Origin of the sequence: Acidovorax sp. GBBC 1281, assembly GCF_028473645.1 — a bacterium.
Classification (GTDB): domain Bacteria; phylum Pseudomonadota; class Gammaproteobacteria; order Burkholderiales; family Burkholderiaceae_C; genus Paracidovorax.
This window is the reverse complement of record NZ_CP097269.1, coordinates 4,233,161-4,250,350: the sequence shown is the minus strand read 5'-3', so window position 1 is coordinate 4,250,350 and position 17,190 is coordinate 4,233,161. Positions and strand designations below refer to the sequence as shown.

The following is a 17,190-nucleotide window of genomic DNA, read 5'->3' as shown; positions in this document are numbered from 1 at the left end:
TCCGTGCCCTTCCGGCCTTTCGCGCGCCCCAGGCCTGTGCCAGGAGATCGCCATGGCTTTGATGATCACCGACGAGTGCATCAACTGCGACGTGTGCGAGCCCGAGTGCCCCAACCAGGCCATCTACCTGGGCGAAGCCATCTATGAAATCGACCCGGCCAAATGCACCGAGTGCGTGGGCCATTTCGATGAGCCGCAGTGCGTGCAGATCTGCCCTGTGGCCTGCATTCCGGTCAGCCCGCAGCATGTGGAAAGCCGCGAAACCCTGTTCCAGAAGTACGAGCGCCTGCAAGCCGCGGCGGCCCAGGGCGCGGCGTCCTGATCCAAGCGGTTCCGTCTCCCACGCAAGAAGGTATTGCGCGGGCAGCTCTCAAAATAGCAGTTAAACGCCGTCCGGCCGCGGCGGCTTGGGGCGCGGGGGCTTGGTCGTGTGCACCAGCAGCGTGGCCTTTTCCATATCTCCCGCCAGCATCGCCGGGTGCGCCTTCAACGAATGGGCAATGCTGTCTTCGATCAGGGTGTGCTGGTCGGGCGATGGCTTCTTGAGCACCCAGTTCGCCACTTCCGCCTTGATGCCCGGGTGCCCGATCCCGATGCGCAGGCGCCAGTAATCCGCCGATCCCAATTGCGCATGGATGTCGCGCAGTCCGTTGTGGCCGGCATGGCTGCCGCCGCGCTTGAGCTTCACATGGCCCGGGGCGATGTCGAGTTCATCGTGCGCCACCAGGATTTCGTCGGGCTGGATCTTGAAGAACCGCGCCAGCGCCGCCACCGACTTGCCCGAGAGATTCATGAAGGTCTGGGGCTCCAGCAGCCAGACGCTTTGCCCATGCACATTCGTGCGGGCGACAAGGCCGTAGTAGTTGCGGTCCGGCACCAGCGTGGTTTTCAGTTCGCGGGCCAGTGCATCGATCCACCAGAATCCGGCGTTGTGGCGGGTGGCGTCGTAGTCGGGCCCTGGGTTGCCCAGGCCCACAAACAGTTTGATCATGGTGTCCGCGATTATCCGTGTGTGCCCAAGAAAAACGGCCCACGCAGGTGGGCCGTTCGGAGCGGTGCCGCCGGAGCGGCCCGCCAGGAGGTTGCCCTCCGCCTGCCGCCGGGACGGCGACAGTTGGGGAGAAGATTACTTCTTCTTGCCCTTGCCGCCCTTGGCGTCGGCGGCAGGTGCTGCGTCGGCAGCAGGTGCTTCCACTTCGACCACGGGGTTGGTCACGGACACCAGAACGGGGTTGTTCTGGCCGCCACGGATCACGGCGCTCACGCCGCGGGGCAGCTTGATGTCCTTCAGGTGCAGCGATGCACCCTTCTTCAGCTTGGTCAGGTCCACGGCGATGAATTCGGGCAGGTCCGAAGGCATGCACGACACGTCGAGTTCGTTCACGACGGGGTTGACCAGGCACTTGTCCACCTTCACGGCGTCGGATTCTTCAGCGCCGCTGTAGTGCAGTGGCACCTTCATGTGCAGCTTGGTCTTGGCATCCACGCGCTGGAAGTCGATGTGCAGCACGAGTTGCTTGTAGGGGTGGTATTGCACGTCACGCAGCAGCACCTTGGAGGTGGTGCCGGCCACTTCCATGTCCAGCACGCTGGAGTGGAAGGCTTCCTTCTTGAGGGCGTGCCACAGCGCGTTGTGGTCGATCTCGATCAGTTGGGGCTCGGCGGCACCGCCGTAGACGATGCCGGGCGTCTTGCCCGTGTTGCGCAGACGGCGGCTCGCACCCGTACCTTGCTTGGCGCGCTCAAAAGCGACGAAGTTCATGGTTAGCTCCTGTGAGGGCCGGCCGCGACCAGCTCGGCCCTGTTGAAAAAGACCCGTGCCACCTGGCAGCGGACCTGCTTGTGTTCCCGAACGAACAAACCTCCCGCAGGAGGTTTGCCATCCCTTCCGCCCCGAGGGCGGACGTCATCAGAAGAGGTTGTCCTGGTCCGAGAACAGACTCATCACCGACTCTCCCTTGGCGATGCGCTGGATCGTTTCTGCGATCAGCGGTGCCACGGAGAGTTGGCGAATCTTGGTGCATCCCTTGGCGGCTTCGCTCAAGGGGATGGTGTTGGTCACGACCACTTCGTCGAGTGCGGAGCCCTTGGCGATGCGCTCGATGGCCGGGCCCGAGAAAATGGGGTGCGTGCAGTAGGCGTACACCTTCTTGGCGCCACGCTCCTTGAGCACTTCGGCGGCCTTCACGAGTGTGCCGGCGGTGTCGATCATGTCGTCCATGATCACGCAGTTGCGGCCGTCGATCTCGCCGATCACATGCATCACTTCCGATACGTTGGCCTTCGGGCGGCGCTTGTCGATGATGGCCAGATCGCAGTTCAACTGCTTGGCCAGGGCCCGTGCGCGCACCACGCCGCCCACATCGGGCGACACGACGATCAGGTCGTCGTATTGTTTCTGGCGCAGGTCGCCCAGCAGCACGGGCGATGCGTAGATGTTGTCCACGGGGATGTCGAAGAAGCCCTGGATCTGGTCTGCATGCAGGTCCATCGTCAGCACGCGGGCCACGCCCACGGCCTGCAGCATGTTGGCCACCACCTTGGCGGAGATCGGCACGCGGCTGGAGCGCGGACGGCGGTCCTGGCGGGCATAGCCGAAGTAGGGAATCACCGCGCTGATGCGTTCGGCCGAAGCGCGCTTGAGCGCATCGACCATGATCAGCAGTTCCATGAGGTTTTCGTTGGTCGGCGCGCAGGTCGACTGCACGACGAACACATCGCGAGCACGGACGTTCTGCTTGATTTCGACAGTGACTTCGCCGTCGGAGAAACGGCCCACGTCCACTGCACCCAGCGTGGTGCCGAGGTGCCGGGCAATGTCCGCCGCCATCCCAGGATTGGCGTTGCCGGTGAAAACCATGAAGTCGGGGTGATTGGCTTGCATGAGCGACCCAGCAGTCTAAAAAAAAGCCCGTGTGCGAAAGTATTTGGCAGGGGAAGAAGGATTCGAACCTTCGCATGCCGGAATCAAAATCCGGTGCCTTAACCAGCTTGGCGACTCCCCTACACAGGTCGATCACTGAAAGTAATCAACCGAAATCCTGATCCGAGGCCCATCCTGCCAGAGGATGAATCATCAGATTTTCACATGCCTTCACTTGCCACGCGCCGGGCGCGTCTTGCAAGTTCACTGCCTGTGGCATTTGCGCAAACACTGCACTTCCCGAGCCAGTCATTCGGCCTTGCAACCCTTTCGACTCCAGCCACTGAAGGGCTTGACCGATCTCGGGGCACAGTGCCTGAGCAACCGGCTGCAGATCATTACTTCCAAATTGGTAGTGTGCTGCAGCAAAGCCTAAGATTGTAGCACAGCCAGAATCGCGTTTTAAGGAAGGGTGCGAAAAAATCGATTTCGTATCCAATCCCGCTTCTGGTTTGACCACCAGGAATTGTGTTCTTGGCAGTGCATGCGCTTTCTCAAGCGGGCGTATTGTCTCACCAATTCCTTCCACCCAAGCGTTATGGCCGCGTAAAAAAAATGGCACGTCGGCGCCCAGCGACAGCCCGATGCGCTCCAGTTCCCCACGCGTCAGTTGCAGGTTCCACAATCGGTTGAGGGCCAGCAGGGTCGAGGCCGCATCGGACGAACCACCCCCCATCCCCGCCTGCGCTGGAACTCGCTTTTCAATGCCGATGTGTGCTCCCAGCGTGCATCCGGTGGCAAGCTGCAAGGCCGAGGCTGCGCGCACGCAAAGGTCTTGTGGGGGCAGCGCCTCCGACAGGTCCTCCCTGGTGATCCCGCCGTCCTCGCGCAGTTCGAAATGGAGCGTGTCGCACCAATCGATCAGCATGAACACCGATTGCAGCAGGTGGTAGCCGTCGGCGCGTCGCCCGTTAATGTGCAGAAAGAGATTGAGCTTGGCCGGCGCCGGCACATCGTGCAAAGACCGCATGGGTGTCAGCGGTCCAGGGCAATGCGCAGTGTGGCGTGGGGCAAGGGGCTGCGACGGTGAGCGACGAGCCTGCCACGGTCCATGCCGTCGAGTTCTGCCTCCCAGCCATCGACCGCGATGGGTTCGCGTTTGAGCCAGCCGAACAAGGCGGAAACTGGCACCGTGCTGCCTGTCAGTTGCAGGACCAGCGCGTCCAGCGAGTCGGATCGTCGCGTTTCCGATCCGTTGGTCAGTGTGGCCAGTCCGGGCGACCAAGCCAGCTTGGCAATCACATTGCCGAAGGGGTTGAGAAGCGTCAGTTCCCCTTGTTCGGGGGCGCCTCGCAATTCGAATGCAGCGTTCAACGGTTGTGCGGCGGGATCGTCCACTTGCAGCGAGAGCCGGCCGCTCCATGCATCGCTGGGCGCTGCATCCTGCGTGGCCAAACGAGCGTGCTGCGCACAACCCGTGAGGAGCAAGAAGGCCACCGTTGCCAGCCAGGTGCTCCAGGCAGGCCAGGCGCTTTTGGCATCTGCGCGGCGAACACCGATTGCGGCATGCCGCATCAAGGGTTGGCCCCCAGGCGCTTCAAAGTCTGGCGCAGGGTATCGTTGTCCTTGTTCAGCCGCAGGCCTTCTTTCCAGACAGATGTCGCGCGATCGCGCTCTCCGAGCGACCACAATACCTCTCCGAGATGGGCTGCGATTTCCGGATCGGGCTGCGCCTTGAATGCATCGCCGAGCAAGCGCGCGGCTTCTTTTCGATTGCCGAGCCGAAACTCGACCCAGCCGAGACTGTCCATGATGAACGGGTCGCCGGGCGCGTATTCCAGCGCCTTGGCAATCAGCTGTTTGGCTTCCGGCAGCCGGATGTCGCGCTCTGCGAATGAGTATCCCAGCGCGTTGTGGGCATGGTGGTAGTCGGGCTGGCGGGCAATGATCTGCCGCAGCAGCTTTTCCATCTCGTCCAGCAAGCCCGCTTTTTCGGCCAGCATGGCTTGGTCATAGACGAGTTCGTTGTCTTGCGGAGCCAAGGCAACGGCCTTGGCTTGGGCTTCATAGGCTTCCCGGTATTTCTGTGCATCGCGCAGCAGCTGGACCTCGGCGAGCAATTTCATTCGCTCTTCCTGGGGCGTCTTCGCGGGCAGCGCGCGAATGAGCGCAAGGGCTTCGGGCAACTTGCCCTGGCGAGCCAATAGGGATGCCCTGCGGCTTTGCACCGTCAGCAGTTCTGCGGAGTTCTCGACCCGGCCCAGCCAAGCCTCCGCTTCCGCCAGGTTGCCCCGCTTTTCTGCGATCTGGGCTTGCAGCAGGAATGCCTGCGTCATCGCGCTGCGGCGCGGATCGCTCGCAGGCAGTGCCTCGAGGAGTTTCTGAAACTGCGTCAGGGACGCATACGCCTCATCGAGGCGGTTGGCCTGCAAATGCAGGCTGGCTTTGACCAGCCAGGCTTCTGCCATGTCCGGCGTGCTCTGGGTCAGCAGATCCGCCTGCTTGGAGGCTTCCGCATAGCGTTGTGAGTCCAGCAGGGTGCGAACGTACACCATGCGGATTTCCGGCTTGGGTGTCCCGGCCAGATAGCGGGCAACCAATGGCTCGGCCTCTGTCTCGCCGGCTTCCAGCAGTTGCAGCGCCAGCAAGGCGACGCCTTCGGCGGGCGCATCCATGGTCTGGGCCTGGCGTGCGGCTTCCAGCCCACCCTTCTTGTCGCCCGCGGCCAGGCGCATTCGGCCGATGGTGATCCATGCGGACGGGCCGGATGCCGGGTTGCTGAGCTGATCTGCCAGCGCCTGCTCGACGACCTTGGCGGCCATGGCCTTGTCGCTGGCCCGTCCGTACAACTGAGGAATGGCCTGGAGCGTCATCGCCCTGTCATTCGCACGCGATTGATCCAATTCCTGTTTGAGCAGGTCGGACGTCTCCTCGATGCGATTGAGCGCAATGAGGATCTGCAACACGTACCGGTTGGCCTCGCGCGAATGAGGCTGTGCGCTTTTCCACGCCTTCGCTGCCGCCAGCGCATATTCGGCCGAGCGCGATTGCAGGGCAATCTCGACGGCCCGTCGATAAAGCTGGCCATCGCCACTGCGGCGGGCCGCTTCGAGCATGAGCGAATAACCGGTGCCGGGATCCCCCCCCGTGGTGCTGATCTCCCCGAGCAGGATTTCATAGAACAATTCTGCATCGAGCGCTGCGGCTGCATCGCTGGAAGACTCCTGAGACGCTCGAAGCCCGGCTTGCGATGTCGGTGCCGGCGAATTTTGCGCCTGTGCAGAAAGAGTTCCCGTCACCATGGCGCATGCCAGGGTGATGGTCCAGAGTCGATGTGATTGCGCCATCAACCCATAATAATCCATGGTTCAACGTCTTTGTGGAGCGTGCAGGCATGCCTGAGTTGCCGGAAGTGGAAGTAACGCGACTCAGCATCGCGAAGGGGATTTTCGGCGCGGTAATCCAGTCGGTCACGGTGGGCAAACCATTGAGATGGCCACTCGGTTGCCCGCCCGAGGGGTTGATTGGCCGCACCATCACGGCAGTGCGGCGCCGGGGCAAGTATTTGCTCCTGGACCTGGACGGAGGGCTTCTCCTGATCCATCTCGGCATGTCAGGGAGCCTTCGTCTGGGGCAATCGCTGGAAGCGCGTGGTCCACACGACCATTTTGAAATGGAAACGACTTTGGGGACCCTGCGCCTGCGGGATCCTCGAAGATTCGGCGCAGTGGTTTGGGCGCAAGACGAGGGCGCCGAAGAAGCGAAGAAGCTGTTGGGCTCACTGGGGGTGGAACCCCTTTCCGAGCTGTTCACCGTCGACGGTCTCTTTGCTGGTTTGCGTGCGAGCCGGGCGCCTGTGAAGCAGGTCTTGCTCAGTGGCAAAGTGGTGGTGGGTGTCGGAAACATCTACGCATCGGAAGTGCTGTTCCTGGCGGGTATCCGCCCGACCGTGAAGTCATCGACCATCGGCTTGGAGCGGGTTCGCCGCCTGCACGCAGCCATTCGCGAGGTGCTGGCGCGCGCGGTGGAGCGCGGCGGCAGCACGCTGCGGGACTTTGCCAGCGCGGACGGCAGTGAGGGCCATTTCCAGCTGGAGGCGCATGTCTATGGACGGCACAACGAGGCGTGCCGGGCCTGTGGGTCTCCGGTGCGAATGATCCGGCAAGGCCAGCGCAGCACCTACTATTGCATCCGTTGCCAGAAGGCATAGGGTTAAGAGGGGTGGCACCACGCCGTTTCGAGCTTTCAAGAAGTTCGTGGGGTGCTATATTTTGCGAAGGCTCCTGCACGTGCGGGCGCAGCGACACTCGGGAGCAAAGTGGGACCCTCTTTTAACGAACAGTTCGACCAGCACGGCGCGTGGCGTCGGGCATTCGCACTTCAACTGAAGCAGTTGGCCGACTGGATGGCGTCGCATTCCCTCATGGATGCGGCCGTTGGCGAGAAGCTCCAGCGACTGGAGGGTCAAGTGCGCAGCGACAAAGTCATGGTGGCTTTCGTCGCGGAGTTTTCCCGGGGCAAGTCCGAACTGATCAACGCCATCTTCTTTGCCGACTATGGCCGCCGGATCATGCCCGCCAGCGCGGGACGAACGACGATGTGCCCGACGGAATTGGGCTACGACCCCGGCGTGCCTGTGAGCCTGCGCCTGCTTCCCATCGACACCCGGCTGCAGGTGCAGGGACTGGCCGAGTGGCGCCTGAAACTCGAACGCTGGGTGCAGATTCCCTTGGATGTCAATGATGCGGGACAGATGGCCCGCTCGCTCGAAAAGGTGGCCGAGGTCCGGCGCGTCACCTTGGATGAGGCGCGAGCGCTGGGCTTCTGGCACGACGACCTGCCGGAAGAAAACCCGGTGCCGGACGCCAGCGGCTTGGTGGAAGTTCCGATGTGGCGCCATGCCCTCATCAATATTCCCCATCCGCTGCTCAAGCAGGGCCTGGTCATTCTGGATACGCCCGGGCTGAATGCGGTGGGTGCGGAGCCCGAGCTCACCATCAATCTCATTCCGCAGGCACATGCGGTGGTCTTCATCCTGGGCGCGGACACCGGGGTCACGCGGTCCGACCTGTCGATCTGGCGGGAACATCTGGCAGCCCCATCTGAAAATGCGGATGCCCGCTTGGTGGTCCTCAACAAGATCGACACACTGTGGGACACCCTGAACTCGCCTGAGCAGGTTCAAGAACAACTGGAGCGCCAGCGCCTGACCTCTGCCGAGATGCTGGGTATCTCGCAAGAGCACGTCATGCTGGTGTCAGCCCAGAAAGGGTTGATCGCCAAAATCCAGTGCGATGACCTGTTGCTGGAGCGCAGCGGCTTGCCTCTTTTGGAAGAAGCGCTGGCACAAGGGGTGATGGGCAAGCGCCAGTCCATTCTCCGCTCTGCCGTGGCAGCGGGCATTGCCGGCCTGCGTTCGGAAACCTCCCGCGTGATCAACATCCGCCGGCGCGATCTCGATGACCAGATGCTGGAATTGCGGAGTTTGCGCGGAAAGAATGCTTCCGTCATCGATTCCATGCGCACTCGGATCGAGCAGGAGCAGCGGGAGTTCGAGATGAGCACCGCGAAGATTCAGGCGGTGCGCGCGGTCCATCTCAAATTGCTGCGCGATATCTTCCATGAGCTCGGAGCCCGCTCGCTGAAGGCCGAACTGGCGCTGCTCACAGACGCATTGCAGCAAAAGGGACTGAAGCTGGGCGTGCGCAAAATCTACGCAGAGACCTTCCAGCGGCTGCAGGCCATCGTGGACAAGGCGCAATCTTCGGGCACTGAAATCCATGCCATGTTGGGCGGTACATTCCGACAGCTCAACACGGACTTCGGCTTTTCACTCCAAGTGCCTCCGACTCCGCAACTGGAGCCCTTCCTGCAGGAAATCGCGCAAATTGAGCAGCGGCATTTGCAGTACCTGGGCGTGGGCAATGCCCTCAAACTGGCGCAGCCTGAGTTCGCGCAGCGATTGGTCCGTGCGCTCGGCATGCGGCTTCGTACGGTGTTTGAGTCGGTCGCCAACGATCTGGAGCTCTGGAGCAAATCCGCAACAGCGCAACTGGATGCCCAATTGAGAGAGCGCAAACGGAGCTTTGCACGTCGCATCGAAGCGGTAGACCGCATTCAGCACGCAGCAAGCGGTTTGGTGGAGCGCATTGCAGAGATTGAAATGGCCGAGCAGGAGTTGGGGCAAATGGAAACGCGCTTGAATGAGATGACGGAGCAACTCGCAGCCGTCCCACGCGCCGAGCCGCCCCAGGTCAGCCCGCAAACTGCTCTGGCATGAGCGACACCCCGGAAATCGCCACCGATGTGGTTCGGTGGCAGGCGGTGCATGGCCGCAACCATTTGCCTTGGCAACAAACACGCGATCCTTATCGGGTGTGGCTGTCTGAAATCATGCTGCAGCAAACCCAGGTCGTCACCGTCTTGGGCTATTACGAACGCTTTCTGGCGCGATTTCCAGATGTGCAGTCGCTGGCTGCGGCAACGGAGGGCGAGGTGCTCGCCTTGTGGAGCGGTTTGGGCTACTACAGTCGCGCCCGCAATCTGCACCGTTGTGCTCAGCAAGTCGTGGATTTGCACGGAGGCGAGTTTCCCCGGACCGCCGAGGTATTGGCACAGTTGCCGGGAATCGGCCGATCGACGGCTGGTGCGGTCACGGCCTTCTGTTTTTCCGAGCGTGTTCCCATATTGGATGCAAATGTTCGCCGGGTGCTGACGCGAGTGCTTGGCTTCACGGCCGATTTGGCAATCGCCAAGAATGAACGTCTTCTTTGGGATCAGGCCTGTGCCTTGCTGCCAGTCAGTGATCTGCAGCATGCGATGCCGCGCTATACCCAGGGTCTGATGGATCTCGGGGCGACGGTGTGCACGCCAAAGAAACCGACCTGCATGGTCTGCCCTTTGAACCGGCAGTGCAAAGCCCGCCGCGACGGAGACCCCGAACGCTATCCCGTGCGGACCCGCAAATTGTCGCGTCGTGCGGAGTCGTGGTGGCTGATGCTTCTGCAGGACGGAAATGGGCGTGTCTTGCTCCAGCAGCGTCCCTCCAGCGGCATTTGGGCGGGTCTGCACTGCCTGCCGGTGTTTGAGGAACGCGCAGCACTGCAAGCAGCATTGGCATCACGGCCTGCGCCGCTTCAGGATTTGGAGGGCTTTGTTCATGTCCTGACCCATCGGGATCTGCACCTGCATCCCGTGCGAATCCCGTGGCAAGCGGAATGGGGCCTTCCAGTGGACGGTGCCTGGTTCGGTGCTTCCGATTGGGACCGCTTGGGTATGCCAACGCCCATCCGGAAATTGCTGCTGGATCTGTCCTGATTTTTCCACGTCTCGCCACTTTGTGGCGAGACGTGAAAGTCACAGGCCGTCCAGCTCACGATGCCGCCGCAGGGTGGTCCAACGCTGGCTGAAGTGCGCCGCCAGGCGCTCTACCAAATAAACCGAGCGGTGTTGTCCGCCCGTGCAGCCAATGGCCACCGTCACGTAGCTTCGGTGATTCTGCGCCAAAGGCTCCAGCCAGTGCGAAAGGAACTGCGCGATGTGCTCCTGCATCAGTTTCACATCAGCTTGGTGCTGCAAATAGTCGATGACAGGCTGGTCTTTGCCTGTCAATGCCTTTAACGCGGGCTCATAGTGGGGATTGGGCAGCATGCGCACGTCGAAGACGTAATCCGCATCGACAGGCACACCGCGTTTGAACGCAAACGATTGGAAGACCAGCGTCAGTTGCCCGGGCAAGGCGGGCATCAGGCTTTTGACGTAGCCCTGCAATTGCGCTGCTCGAATGGCGCTTGTATCGATGACATGAGACTGCTCACGCAGCTCGGCCAGCAGTTCACGTTCCAGTTCGATGGTTTGCAGCAACGCGCGTTGGCCTTCCGTCCATTCGTCTCTGGAGAGGGGATGGCGCCGGCGCGTTTCCGAAAATCGCCGGATCAATGTGTCGGTGGTGGCATCCAGAAACAGCGAATGGACAACCACGCCCTCGCCGCGCAGGCGTTTCAATTCCTGCGGAACCAGCGGTAATGCGGTGGCGCTGCGAACATCCATTGCGATGGCAATCCGGTTGCCATGGTGCTGATGCTCCAGCGCGACGAAGGCGGCCAACAGCTCGGGTGGCAGGTTGTCTACGCAGTAGTAGCCTGCGTCTTCCAAGGCATGCAAGGCAACGGATTTGCCGGAACCCGCCATGCCTGTGATCAATACGACCTCTAGCGTCATTTCGTCATGCCTTGATCTGTGCGGGTTGGTTGCTGCTGAGCATTTCGCGTGCGTGCGCCATGGTCGCCTTCGACTGGCGTTCCCCTCCTAACATCCGAGCCATTTCGATCACGCGTTTTTCTCCCTTCGCCACGGCCACCTGGCTGGTGGTATGCTGATCCTGACTGGTTTTTGCCACGATCAGATGGTGATCCGCACAGGCCGCCACCTGCGGAAGATGGGTAACGGCCAGCACCTGGCGATCGCGGCCCAACTGCTGCATCAGCCGTCCCACCGTCTCGGCGACGGAGCCTCCAACGCCTGAGTCCACCTCGTCAAAAATCAGGGTAGGGGCCTCGCCCAACTGGCTTGTAGTCACGGAAATGGCTAACGAGATGCGAGACAGCTCTCCTCCCGAAGCGACTTTGCCAACGGGTCGGGGCGTGGCACCGGGATGCCCTGCGACCAGAAAAGAAACACTGTCGAGGCCTTGAATGCCCGGTTCCGGTGTCAGTTCCAAAAGCACCTCAAACCGCCCGCCCACCATGCCCAGGCCCTGCATGGCTTGAGTGATCGATTGGGCAAGCCGTGGCGCTGCGGTCGTCCGCTGCCGGGACACAGCCTGCGCCGCCTTGCGATAGGCTTTGCCACTGGCCTGTTCGGCCGCATTGAGTGCTTCCAGGTCTGCTGCCGTCTTCAGTTTGGAGAGCTCCGCTTTCCATCCCTCCAGCAGTGTCGGCAGTTCCGATGGCGTCCGCTTGTATTTGCGTGACAGCGAAATCCACAGCGACAGGCGTGAATCCAACTGTTCAAGGCGCTCGGGATCGAGTTCCGTGTGCCGGAGATAGCTTTGCAAGGAGTGGGCCACATCGGCCGCCTGGTCCATGCACGATTGAAGAACCTCTCCCATCGCCTTGAATTCGGTATCGAGGGTTTGCTGCTCCTGCAGCAGATGGCAGGCGCGGCTCAATTGAGTCTGTGCACCGGATTCTTCATCCTCCAGCGCGGACAAGGCCGTTTGCGCGCTGTCCAGCAAGGCTTGGGCGTGAGAAAGGCGGCTGTGCTGGGTGTTGAGTTCTTCCCACTCGCTGGATGCCGGGCCCAGCTTTTCGACTTCACTGATCTGCCACTGCAGTCGTTCCCGCTCCTGTTGCAGGGTATGTCTGGCCGCTTCTGCTTGTGCTACCGCTTTGCGGTCGTCACGCCAGCGAGTCCAAAGCGGTTCCAGCGCCGCGGTGCTGATGCCGCCATAGGCATCCAACAGACTGCGAACGGCCTCCTGGCGCGTCAAGCTCTGCCATGCGTGCTGGCCATGGATATCGAGGAGATGCGCCCCCAGGGTCCGCATTTGGGTGGCGGTTGCTGGAACGCCGTTCATCCACGCACGGCTTTTTCCTTGCCGATCAATGGTTCGGCGAAGCAGCAGGCTTTCCTCCTGCGGGATGCCTGCTTCATCAAGCCATGCAGACAAACTGGGTGGGCAATCGAATTCAGCGCAGATGTCCGTGCGCTCGGTTCCCTCGCGAATCACCCCGGCGTCGGCGCGGCCGCCGAGCAGCATTTGCAAGGCATCGATCAGGATGGATTTGCCTGCACCCGTTTCTCCGGTCAGAACCGTAAATCCTTTGTGAAGATCCAGGTCCAGGACATCCACGATGACGAAATCGCGCAATGCGATCCGTTTGAGCGCCATCTATGAGCCCCCTTCATTCCAGCGCAATTTTTTGCGCAAAGTAGCAAAGTAGTTCCAGCCTCGAGGGTGCAAGAAGCGCACGCAGTGCTCCGACCGCCGAACCACGATCCGATCGCCATGCTGTAGCGATGCCAGCGACTGCATGTCGAAATTGGCGCTGACGTCTCGGCCCCCTACGACTTCCACTGCAATGTCCGTCGAATCCGGCAGCACGATGGGTCGATTGGACAGCGTATGGGGTGCGATGGGGACCATCACCCAACCAGGAATTGCAGGGTGCAGCATCGGGCCTCCCGCGGAGAGCGCATAGGCTGTGGACCCAGTGGGCGAAGCGATGATCAGCCCGTCTGCCCTTTGGTTCGAGACGAAATGCCCGCCCACTTCCACCCGCAATTCGACCATGCCGGAAGTGGAGCCACGATTGACGACGACGTCGTTGAGTGCCAGTGCTTCAAATACGCATTCGTCCTGACGCATCACGCAGGCATGCATGAGGGGTCTGGCGTCTTCTTCGTACTCGCCATGGAGCATCGGCCTCAGTGCTGAAGCATGCTCGCCCAAAGGGATATCGGTAATGAAGCCCAGTCGTCCCTGATTGATGCCGATCAGCGGGATTTTGTAGGGGGCCAATTGCCTGCCGATGCCCAGCATCGTGCCGTCTCCACCAATCACCATCCCCAGATCGCACTCCTTGCCGATCTGTTCCACCTGCATCGCAGGGTAGTCAGAAATGCCGGTGTTGTTCGCCGTTTCCTGATCCAGAATGGGTTCACAGCCTTCATTTCTGAGGAACTGGGCAACCTCTTGTACGGCATTGCGCGAACTGTCAGAAATAACGCTGGAAGTGAGCGGCTGGTACTTGCCGAAGAGTGCGACCCGTGTGAACCTGAGCTTCATTGGGAAATTAGATCATTAAAGCAATGTGTGCTTTCGAAGCCTGTCTATTAGCTCTCGCATCGTGGGCTTCGTTGCTGCTTCTTTTTCTGCTTCGATGAGCACTAGCTCTTTTTCCAGTTCCATTGGGTCAATATTTGTAACCTCTGCGAGGGCTAGCGCTTGAGGTCTTGTCGGCAGGCGTAATCCTGTCCTCCATTCAGACACTCTCGCGTTGGGTACCCCTCTGTCGGCTAGCGCCTTTCTGTCGGCAGTCGTGAGATTGCTGATTAAGTCGGCATACATGGTTACTCCTTGATACAAAATTACCAATACGGAATTGGTTATTTGTGTTACATTACAGATACGGAATGCGTATTCGGATACTGTTTCCGGTATCTGTAATTTAACACCCATGGAGCTACCCATGCCAGCCTTGCAGTTGAATTTCCCGGAATTGGCCGTGTGCGATGCGGCGAACGATTGCCACCCTCTGGTCTGTGCGGATGCATCCGCAGCCCTGGTAGCTCAGGTTGGCCGCGAGGGTGGCACCCAATGTTCCACCGGGAACGAAAAGCGCAAGGGTCGCCCAGCAAAGCACGCTGACGCAGCGGCCCGTAAGGCCGCATATCGCGCCGAAAAGGCCCGTATCGATTTCACGGACAAGCCCGAAATTGTCTCCAAGCTCCGCGAAACCGCTGAATACCTCGATTGCTCTGTCAATGAGTTGCTGCAGTCCATGGTGCGTTTCGCAGAAACGAATCGCAATTGGAAGCAGGTCGGTCTGTACGGCTCACGCAAAAACGGAGCGCTGCAATGACTACCGTGGCATTTGATGAGGCTTGTGAGGCTATTGCGCAAGGTCGGGCTGAGGCCCATCCGTTGTGGTGCATTTTGAGCGATGGTCATCAGCGTGATGATTTTTGGTTGCGTCCTTTGCTTTGGGAAGGGGCTGGGGAGTATCAGCGAGTCGAGTTTGCCGATGGTCGGGATGTTTTGGTGCGGCTTCCATGTGGGCGGGTCTTGCCATGAGTCCCGAAGCCAAGCGCGACCTTGAATACCGTTGCCGGCGTGCCATTACGGCCCCGGTCCCGAAATCCATCTGCGAGGGCAGTCCCCGAAGGGCTGCTGACTACAAGCAATGTGCGGCCGTGGTCGGCGCGTACTTGCGCAGTGGTGCGCAGGCTGAAAAAGCCCGCTTGCATGTCCTGCGGTTGGAAGCCATGCAGGGGCTGCTGCCATGAGGCCCGGTATTGATCCTCAGCGCATCGCGGAAATCCGCGCAGCGTGGGCTGCTGACCGCCTGGAGCGGCGTGAGGCGTTCCGCCGCGACTGGCCCCAGTACCTGCTGGATATCGCTGCATCGTGTGGCCTGGGCATCGTCCTGGGCCTGTCCGGTGTGCTGTGGGCGCTCGATCGGTACGCCGAGTACCTTGAGTCCCCCTCCGCCCTGGCCGCCCCCCTTGCTGGAGACAAACCGGGGCCCCGCCGAAGCGCGGATAGCGCGTCCCCCGAAGGGGGCTCGGTGGGGGTGGGGTATGGGGTGCCAAACCCCATGTCAACCTGCGTGCCACCCGTGCCCGATGCCATCGTCCCGGACCTGCGCGCTCCCGCGAAGGGGATCGTTACCCGAATGGGCCAAGACCCGCAGGGGCTTGGTGGCGCAGCCATAGAGCCCGGTCTCGCAGGGATTCGCCCTGCTTCTGAAGCTGCGGTGTCCTGCTGTGGTCTTCATGGCGTTTCCGGCGTTGCGGCGCCCGCAGCACGCAGGCGCAGCGCGGGCAAGGGCGCCGCACGCATTGATACCCCCCCGAGTAACACGGGAGTAAACAAAGTTTCGGGAGAGTGGGCATGACGGTATCTGATGAAAAGTTGGTTTTGGAAGGTGGTCGTTTGAAGGTGCTTTGCCAGCGTCGCCAGCTGGATGCCAAGGCTCAAAGCGGCATCGTGTTGGACTACCTGCGGTTCACGCTCAAACGCGAATTGATCCCGGACACGAAACGGATTCCGAAGGATTCCGATGACCAGAATTTGGCCCGTTGGTACGCCCACGTTTTTGCTCAGTTGCTCGGCTACACCGTTGGCCTGGATCGCCCTGGCCGGGACTACTACGAATTCACGACGACTATCGACAATGAGAATGGCCACGAAGTGGCAAGCGTCAGTGCAGGCGGCGAAAGCCAGCGTGGAACTATCTGCTTCACCCTCAAGGGTGAGGGTTGCACCATGGCTCGTCCTGGCTGGGAAAAGCGGGTGCATGACTACTTCGCAGAGATTCATCCCACGATCACGCGGGTGGATTTGGCCAAGGATTTCTTCGAAGGCGAGCTGGTGATTGATGAGGTCGTGCACCTCTATAAGCACCATGAATTCAGCTACCGCAATCGCAAGCCGAAGTACACCACCCACGGGTGCTGGAGTCTCGGTGTCGATGCTGACGGCATGCCCATGCATGGGCATTCGCGCACCTTCCAGGTGGGCAAACGCGAAAGCGGCAAGCTCGCTCGGTTCTACGAAAAGGGCCACCAGTACGCAATGATGGAAAGCCGTTGGCTGCGTGCCGAAGCCGAGTTGCGGAACGTCAATCGTGTCATCCCCTGGGAGACCCTGGTCAACGCTGCTGAGTATTTCGCCGGTGCCTACCCCGCGATGCAAATGCTCTGCAACCGCGAGACCGCCACGAAGATTTCAACGGCTACGAAGGTGGCTGAGGCCAGTGCGCAGCGCGTCGTGAACTGGGTGCAACGCGTCGTTGCTCCCACGCTCGTGCAGATTTCCAAGGTCATGCCAAACGAAGATTGGCTGGTGGCCATGGTGGTCGATCAGCAGCACCGCCGGGTGCCTCGTGGCCTGCGTGGCTTGGATTCCACCACGATGGCTCACGGTATCGAGCAAGCCCTCAAAAAGTTCACGAATGCATTCAATACGAATCCCTGCGAACCGGCCGCAGCGGGTCTTTGACAACGCCGGAAGTATCCAAGGAAACACAAAATGAAGTTCACCCAAAACCTGCACGTCGTCGGCATGAAGGCCAGCAAAGGCACGCTGGAAAACGGCAACGGCTACGACTCCACGAAGGTCTATGCCTTGATCGATCTGGATGCCAGCAAGGGCACTGCCAAGGGCATGAGCGCTGCTGAATTCACCCTCGGCACTGCTGCTGAATTCGATGCGTTCAAGCATCTGCCGTTTCCTTTTTCGGCCGAAGCCGATATGGAAATGGTCACCAATGGCAAGACCATGAAAACTGTCATGCACAAGCTCACGCCGAAGGCTGTTGCCACCGGCAAGGGCCAGTAAAACCCCATTTCGTTCCCGGTGACGTATGCAAATAGTCCCACGGTACTACGTGCAGTCAACGGATGACTACACCTTTTTGCGTGCTGACGGTGAGGGTGGTGTCGATAGCACTCCGCTCATTGTCAACGCCACGCCGTTTTCGACCCCTGAGGCTGCGGTCGATGCGGTGCAGGACCACTGTGCAGGTGAGGCGGTGGTGTTTCGAACCTATGAGATTGACCGGGCATAGCCGTGTATGACTACTTGTTCATGGTGTGCTTGC

At 60.6% G+C, this 17,190-nt stretch carries 18 protein-coding genes and 1 tRNA gene; 8 read left to right on the top strand and 11 right to left on the bottom strand.

What is annotated here, in order from left to right; genetic code table 11:
* The first annotated feature begins 52 nt into the window (after positions 1–52).
* A complete protein-coding gene (locus M5C96_RS19925; RefSeq protein ID WP_272564890.1) occupies positions 53–322 on the top strand; it encodes a YfhL family 4Fe-4S dicluster ferredoxin in 270 nt (89 codons plus the stop codon).
* 60 nt (positions 323–382) lie between these two features.
* Here M5C96_RS19925 and pth read toward each other — a convergent pair whose 3' ends face one another.
* The 7 genes from pth to M5C96_RS19890 form a co-directional block, all read right to left on the bottom strand.
* Complete coding sequence (gene pth, locus M5C96_RS19920; protein WP_272564889.1) at positions 383–991, bottom strand: aminoacyl-tRNA hydrolase; 609 nt, start codon at positions 989–991, stop codon at positions 383–385.
* 135 nt (positions 992–1,126) lie between these two features.
* Complete coding sequence (locus M5C96_RS19915) at positions 1,127–1,762, bottom strand: 50S ribosomal protein L25/general stress protein Ctc (RefSeq protein WP_272564888.1); 636 nt, start codon at positions 1,760–1,762, stop codon at positions 1,127–1,129.
* Positions 1,763–1,909: 147 nt separating this feature from the next.
* Positions 1,910–2,884: a ribose-phosphate pyrophosphokinase gene (locus M5C96_RS19910; protein ID WP_272548852.1), complete on the bottom strand. Its 975-nt coding sequence runs from the start codon at positions 2,882–2,884 to the stop codon at positions 1,910–1,912.
* Between the two features lie 44 nt (positions 2,885–2,928).
* Positions 2,929–3,005 (bottom strand) — tRNA-Gln (locus M5C96_RS19905).
* A gap of 24 nt (positions 3,006–3,029) precedes the next feature.
* Positions 3,030–3,893 carry a 4-(cytidine 5'-diphospho)-2-C-methyl-D-erythritol kinase gene (gene ispE, locus M5C96_RS19900; protein ID WP_272564887.1) on the bottom strand — a complete coding sequence of 288 codons (864 nt, stop codon included), beginning with the start codon at positions 3,891–3,893 and terminating at the stop codon, positions 3,030–3,032.
* Between the two features lie 5 nt (positions 3,894–3,898).
* A complete protein-coding gene (locus M5C96_RS19895; protein ID WP_272564886.1) occupies positions 3,899–4,438 on the bottom strand; it encodes a lipoprotein insertase outer membrane protein LolB in 540 nt (179 codons plus the stop codon).
* Positions 4,438–6,228 (bottom strand): tetratricopeptide repeat protein, encoded by a 1,791-nt coding sequence (locus M5C96_RS19890; RefSeq protein ID WP_272564885.1) that lies wholly within the window; start codon positions 6,226–6,228, stop codon positions 4,438–4,440. Before M5C96_RS19890 ends, M5C96_RS19895 begins: the two co-directional genes overlap by 1 nt.
* A gap of 29 nt (positions 6,229–6,257) precedes the next feature.
* Here M5C96_RS19890 and mutM point away from each other — a divergent pair, with 29 nt between their 5' ends.
* From mutM to mutY, 3 genes are all read left to right on the top strand, one after another.
* Positions 6,258–7,073: a bifunctional DNA-formamidopyrimidine glycosylase/DNA-(apurinic or apyrimidinic site) lyase gene (gene mutM / locus M5C96_RS19885; RefSeq protein ID WP_272564883.1), complete on the top strand. Its 816-nt coding sequence runs from the start codon at positions 6,258–6,260 to the stop codon at positions 7,071–7,073.
* A 108-nt stretch (positions 7,074–7,181) separates the two neighbouring features.
* Positions 7,182–9,143 carry a dynamin family protein gene (locus tag M5C96_RS19880; protein WP_272564882.1) on the top strand — a complete coding sequence of 654 codons (1,962 nt, stop codon included), beginning with the start codon at positions 7,182–7,184 and terminating at the stop codon, positions 9,141–9,143.
* Positions 9,140–10,180 carry an A/G-specific adenine glycosylase gene (mutY, locus tag M5C96_RS19875; RefSeq protein ID WP_272564881.1) on the top strand — a complete coding sequence of 347 codons (1,041 nt, stop codon included), beginning with the start codon at positions 9,140–9,142 and terminating at the stop codon, positions 10,178–10,180. The genes M5C96_RS19880 and mutY overlap by 4 nt, the downstream gene beginning before the upstream one ends.
* 39 nt (positions 10,181–10,219) lie before the next feature.
* On the opposite strand, the gene rapZ is transcribed toward mutY, so the two are convergent.
* The 4 genes from rapZ to M5C96_RS19855 are packed head-to-tail and all read right to left on the bottom strand — an operon-like array spanning position 10,220 to position 14,057.
* Positions 10,220–11,083: an RNase adapter RapZ gene (gene rapZ, locus M5C96_RS19870; RefSeq protein ID WP_272564880.1), complete on the bottom strand. Its 864-nt coding sequence runs from the start codon at positions 11,081–11,083 to the stop codon at positions 10,220–10,222.
* A 4-nt stretch (positions 11,084–11,087) separates the two neighbouring features.
* Complete coding sequence (gene recN / locus M5C96_RS19865) at positions 11,088–12,755, bottom strand: DNA repair protein RecN (protein WP_272564879.1); 1,668 nt, start codon at positions 12,753–12,755, stop codon at positions 11,088–11,090.
* The gene (locus M5C96_RS19860; protein WP_272564878.1) at positions 12,756–13,652 is read right to left on the bottom strand and encodes an NAD kinase; all 897 of its coding nucleotides are present in this window, start codon (positions 13,650–13,652) and stop codon (positions 12,756–12,758) included.
* Between the two features lie 15 nt (positions 13,653–13,667).
* The gene (locus M5C96_RS19855; RefSeq protein ID WP_272564877.1) at positions 13,668–14,057 is read right to left on the bottom strand and encodes a hypothetical protein; all 390 of its coding nucleotides are present in this window, start codon (positions 14,055–14,057) and stop codon (positions 13,668–13,670) included.
* On the opposite strand from M5C96_RS19855, the gene M5C96_RS19850 reads away from it, so the two are divergent.
* The 4 genes from M5C96_RS19850 (at position 14,056) to M5C96_RS19835 (ending at position 16,928) form a co-directional block, all read left to right on the top strand.
* Positions 14,056–14,448: a hypothetical protein gene (locus tag M5C96_RS19850; RefSeq protein WP_272564876.1), complete on the top strand. Its 393-nt coding sequence runs from the start codon at positions 14,056–14,058 to the stop codon at positions 14,446–14,448. The genes M5C96_RS19855 and M5C96_RS19850 overlap by 2 nt on opposite strands.
* A 208-nt stretch (positions 14,449–14,656) precedes the next feature.
* Positions 14,657–14,872 (top strand): hypothetical protein, encoded by a 216-nt coding sequence (locus M5C96_RS19845; RefSeq protein ID WP_272564875.1) that lies wholly within the window; start codon positions 14,657–14,659, stop codon positions 14,870–14,872.
* Between the two features lie 607 nt (positions 14,873–15,479).
* A complete protein-coding gene (locus M5C96_RS19840; protein WP_272564874.1) occupies positions 15,480–16,589 on the top strand; it encodes a replication initiation factor domain-containing protein in 1,110 nt (369 codons plus the stop codon).
* Between the two features lie 30 nt (positions 16,590–16,619).
* Positions 16,620–16,928 carry a hypothetical protein gene (locus M5C96_RS19835; protein ID WP_272564872.1) on the top strand — a complete coding sequence of 103 codons (309 nt, stop codon included), beginning with the start codon at positions 16,620–16,622 and terminating at the stop codon, positions 16,926–16,928.
* The last annotated feature ends 262 nt before the right edge of the window (positions 16,929–17,190 follow it).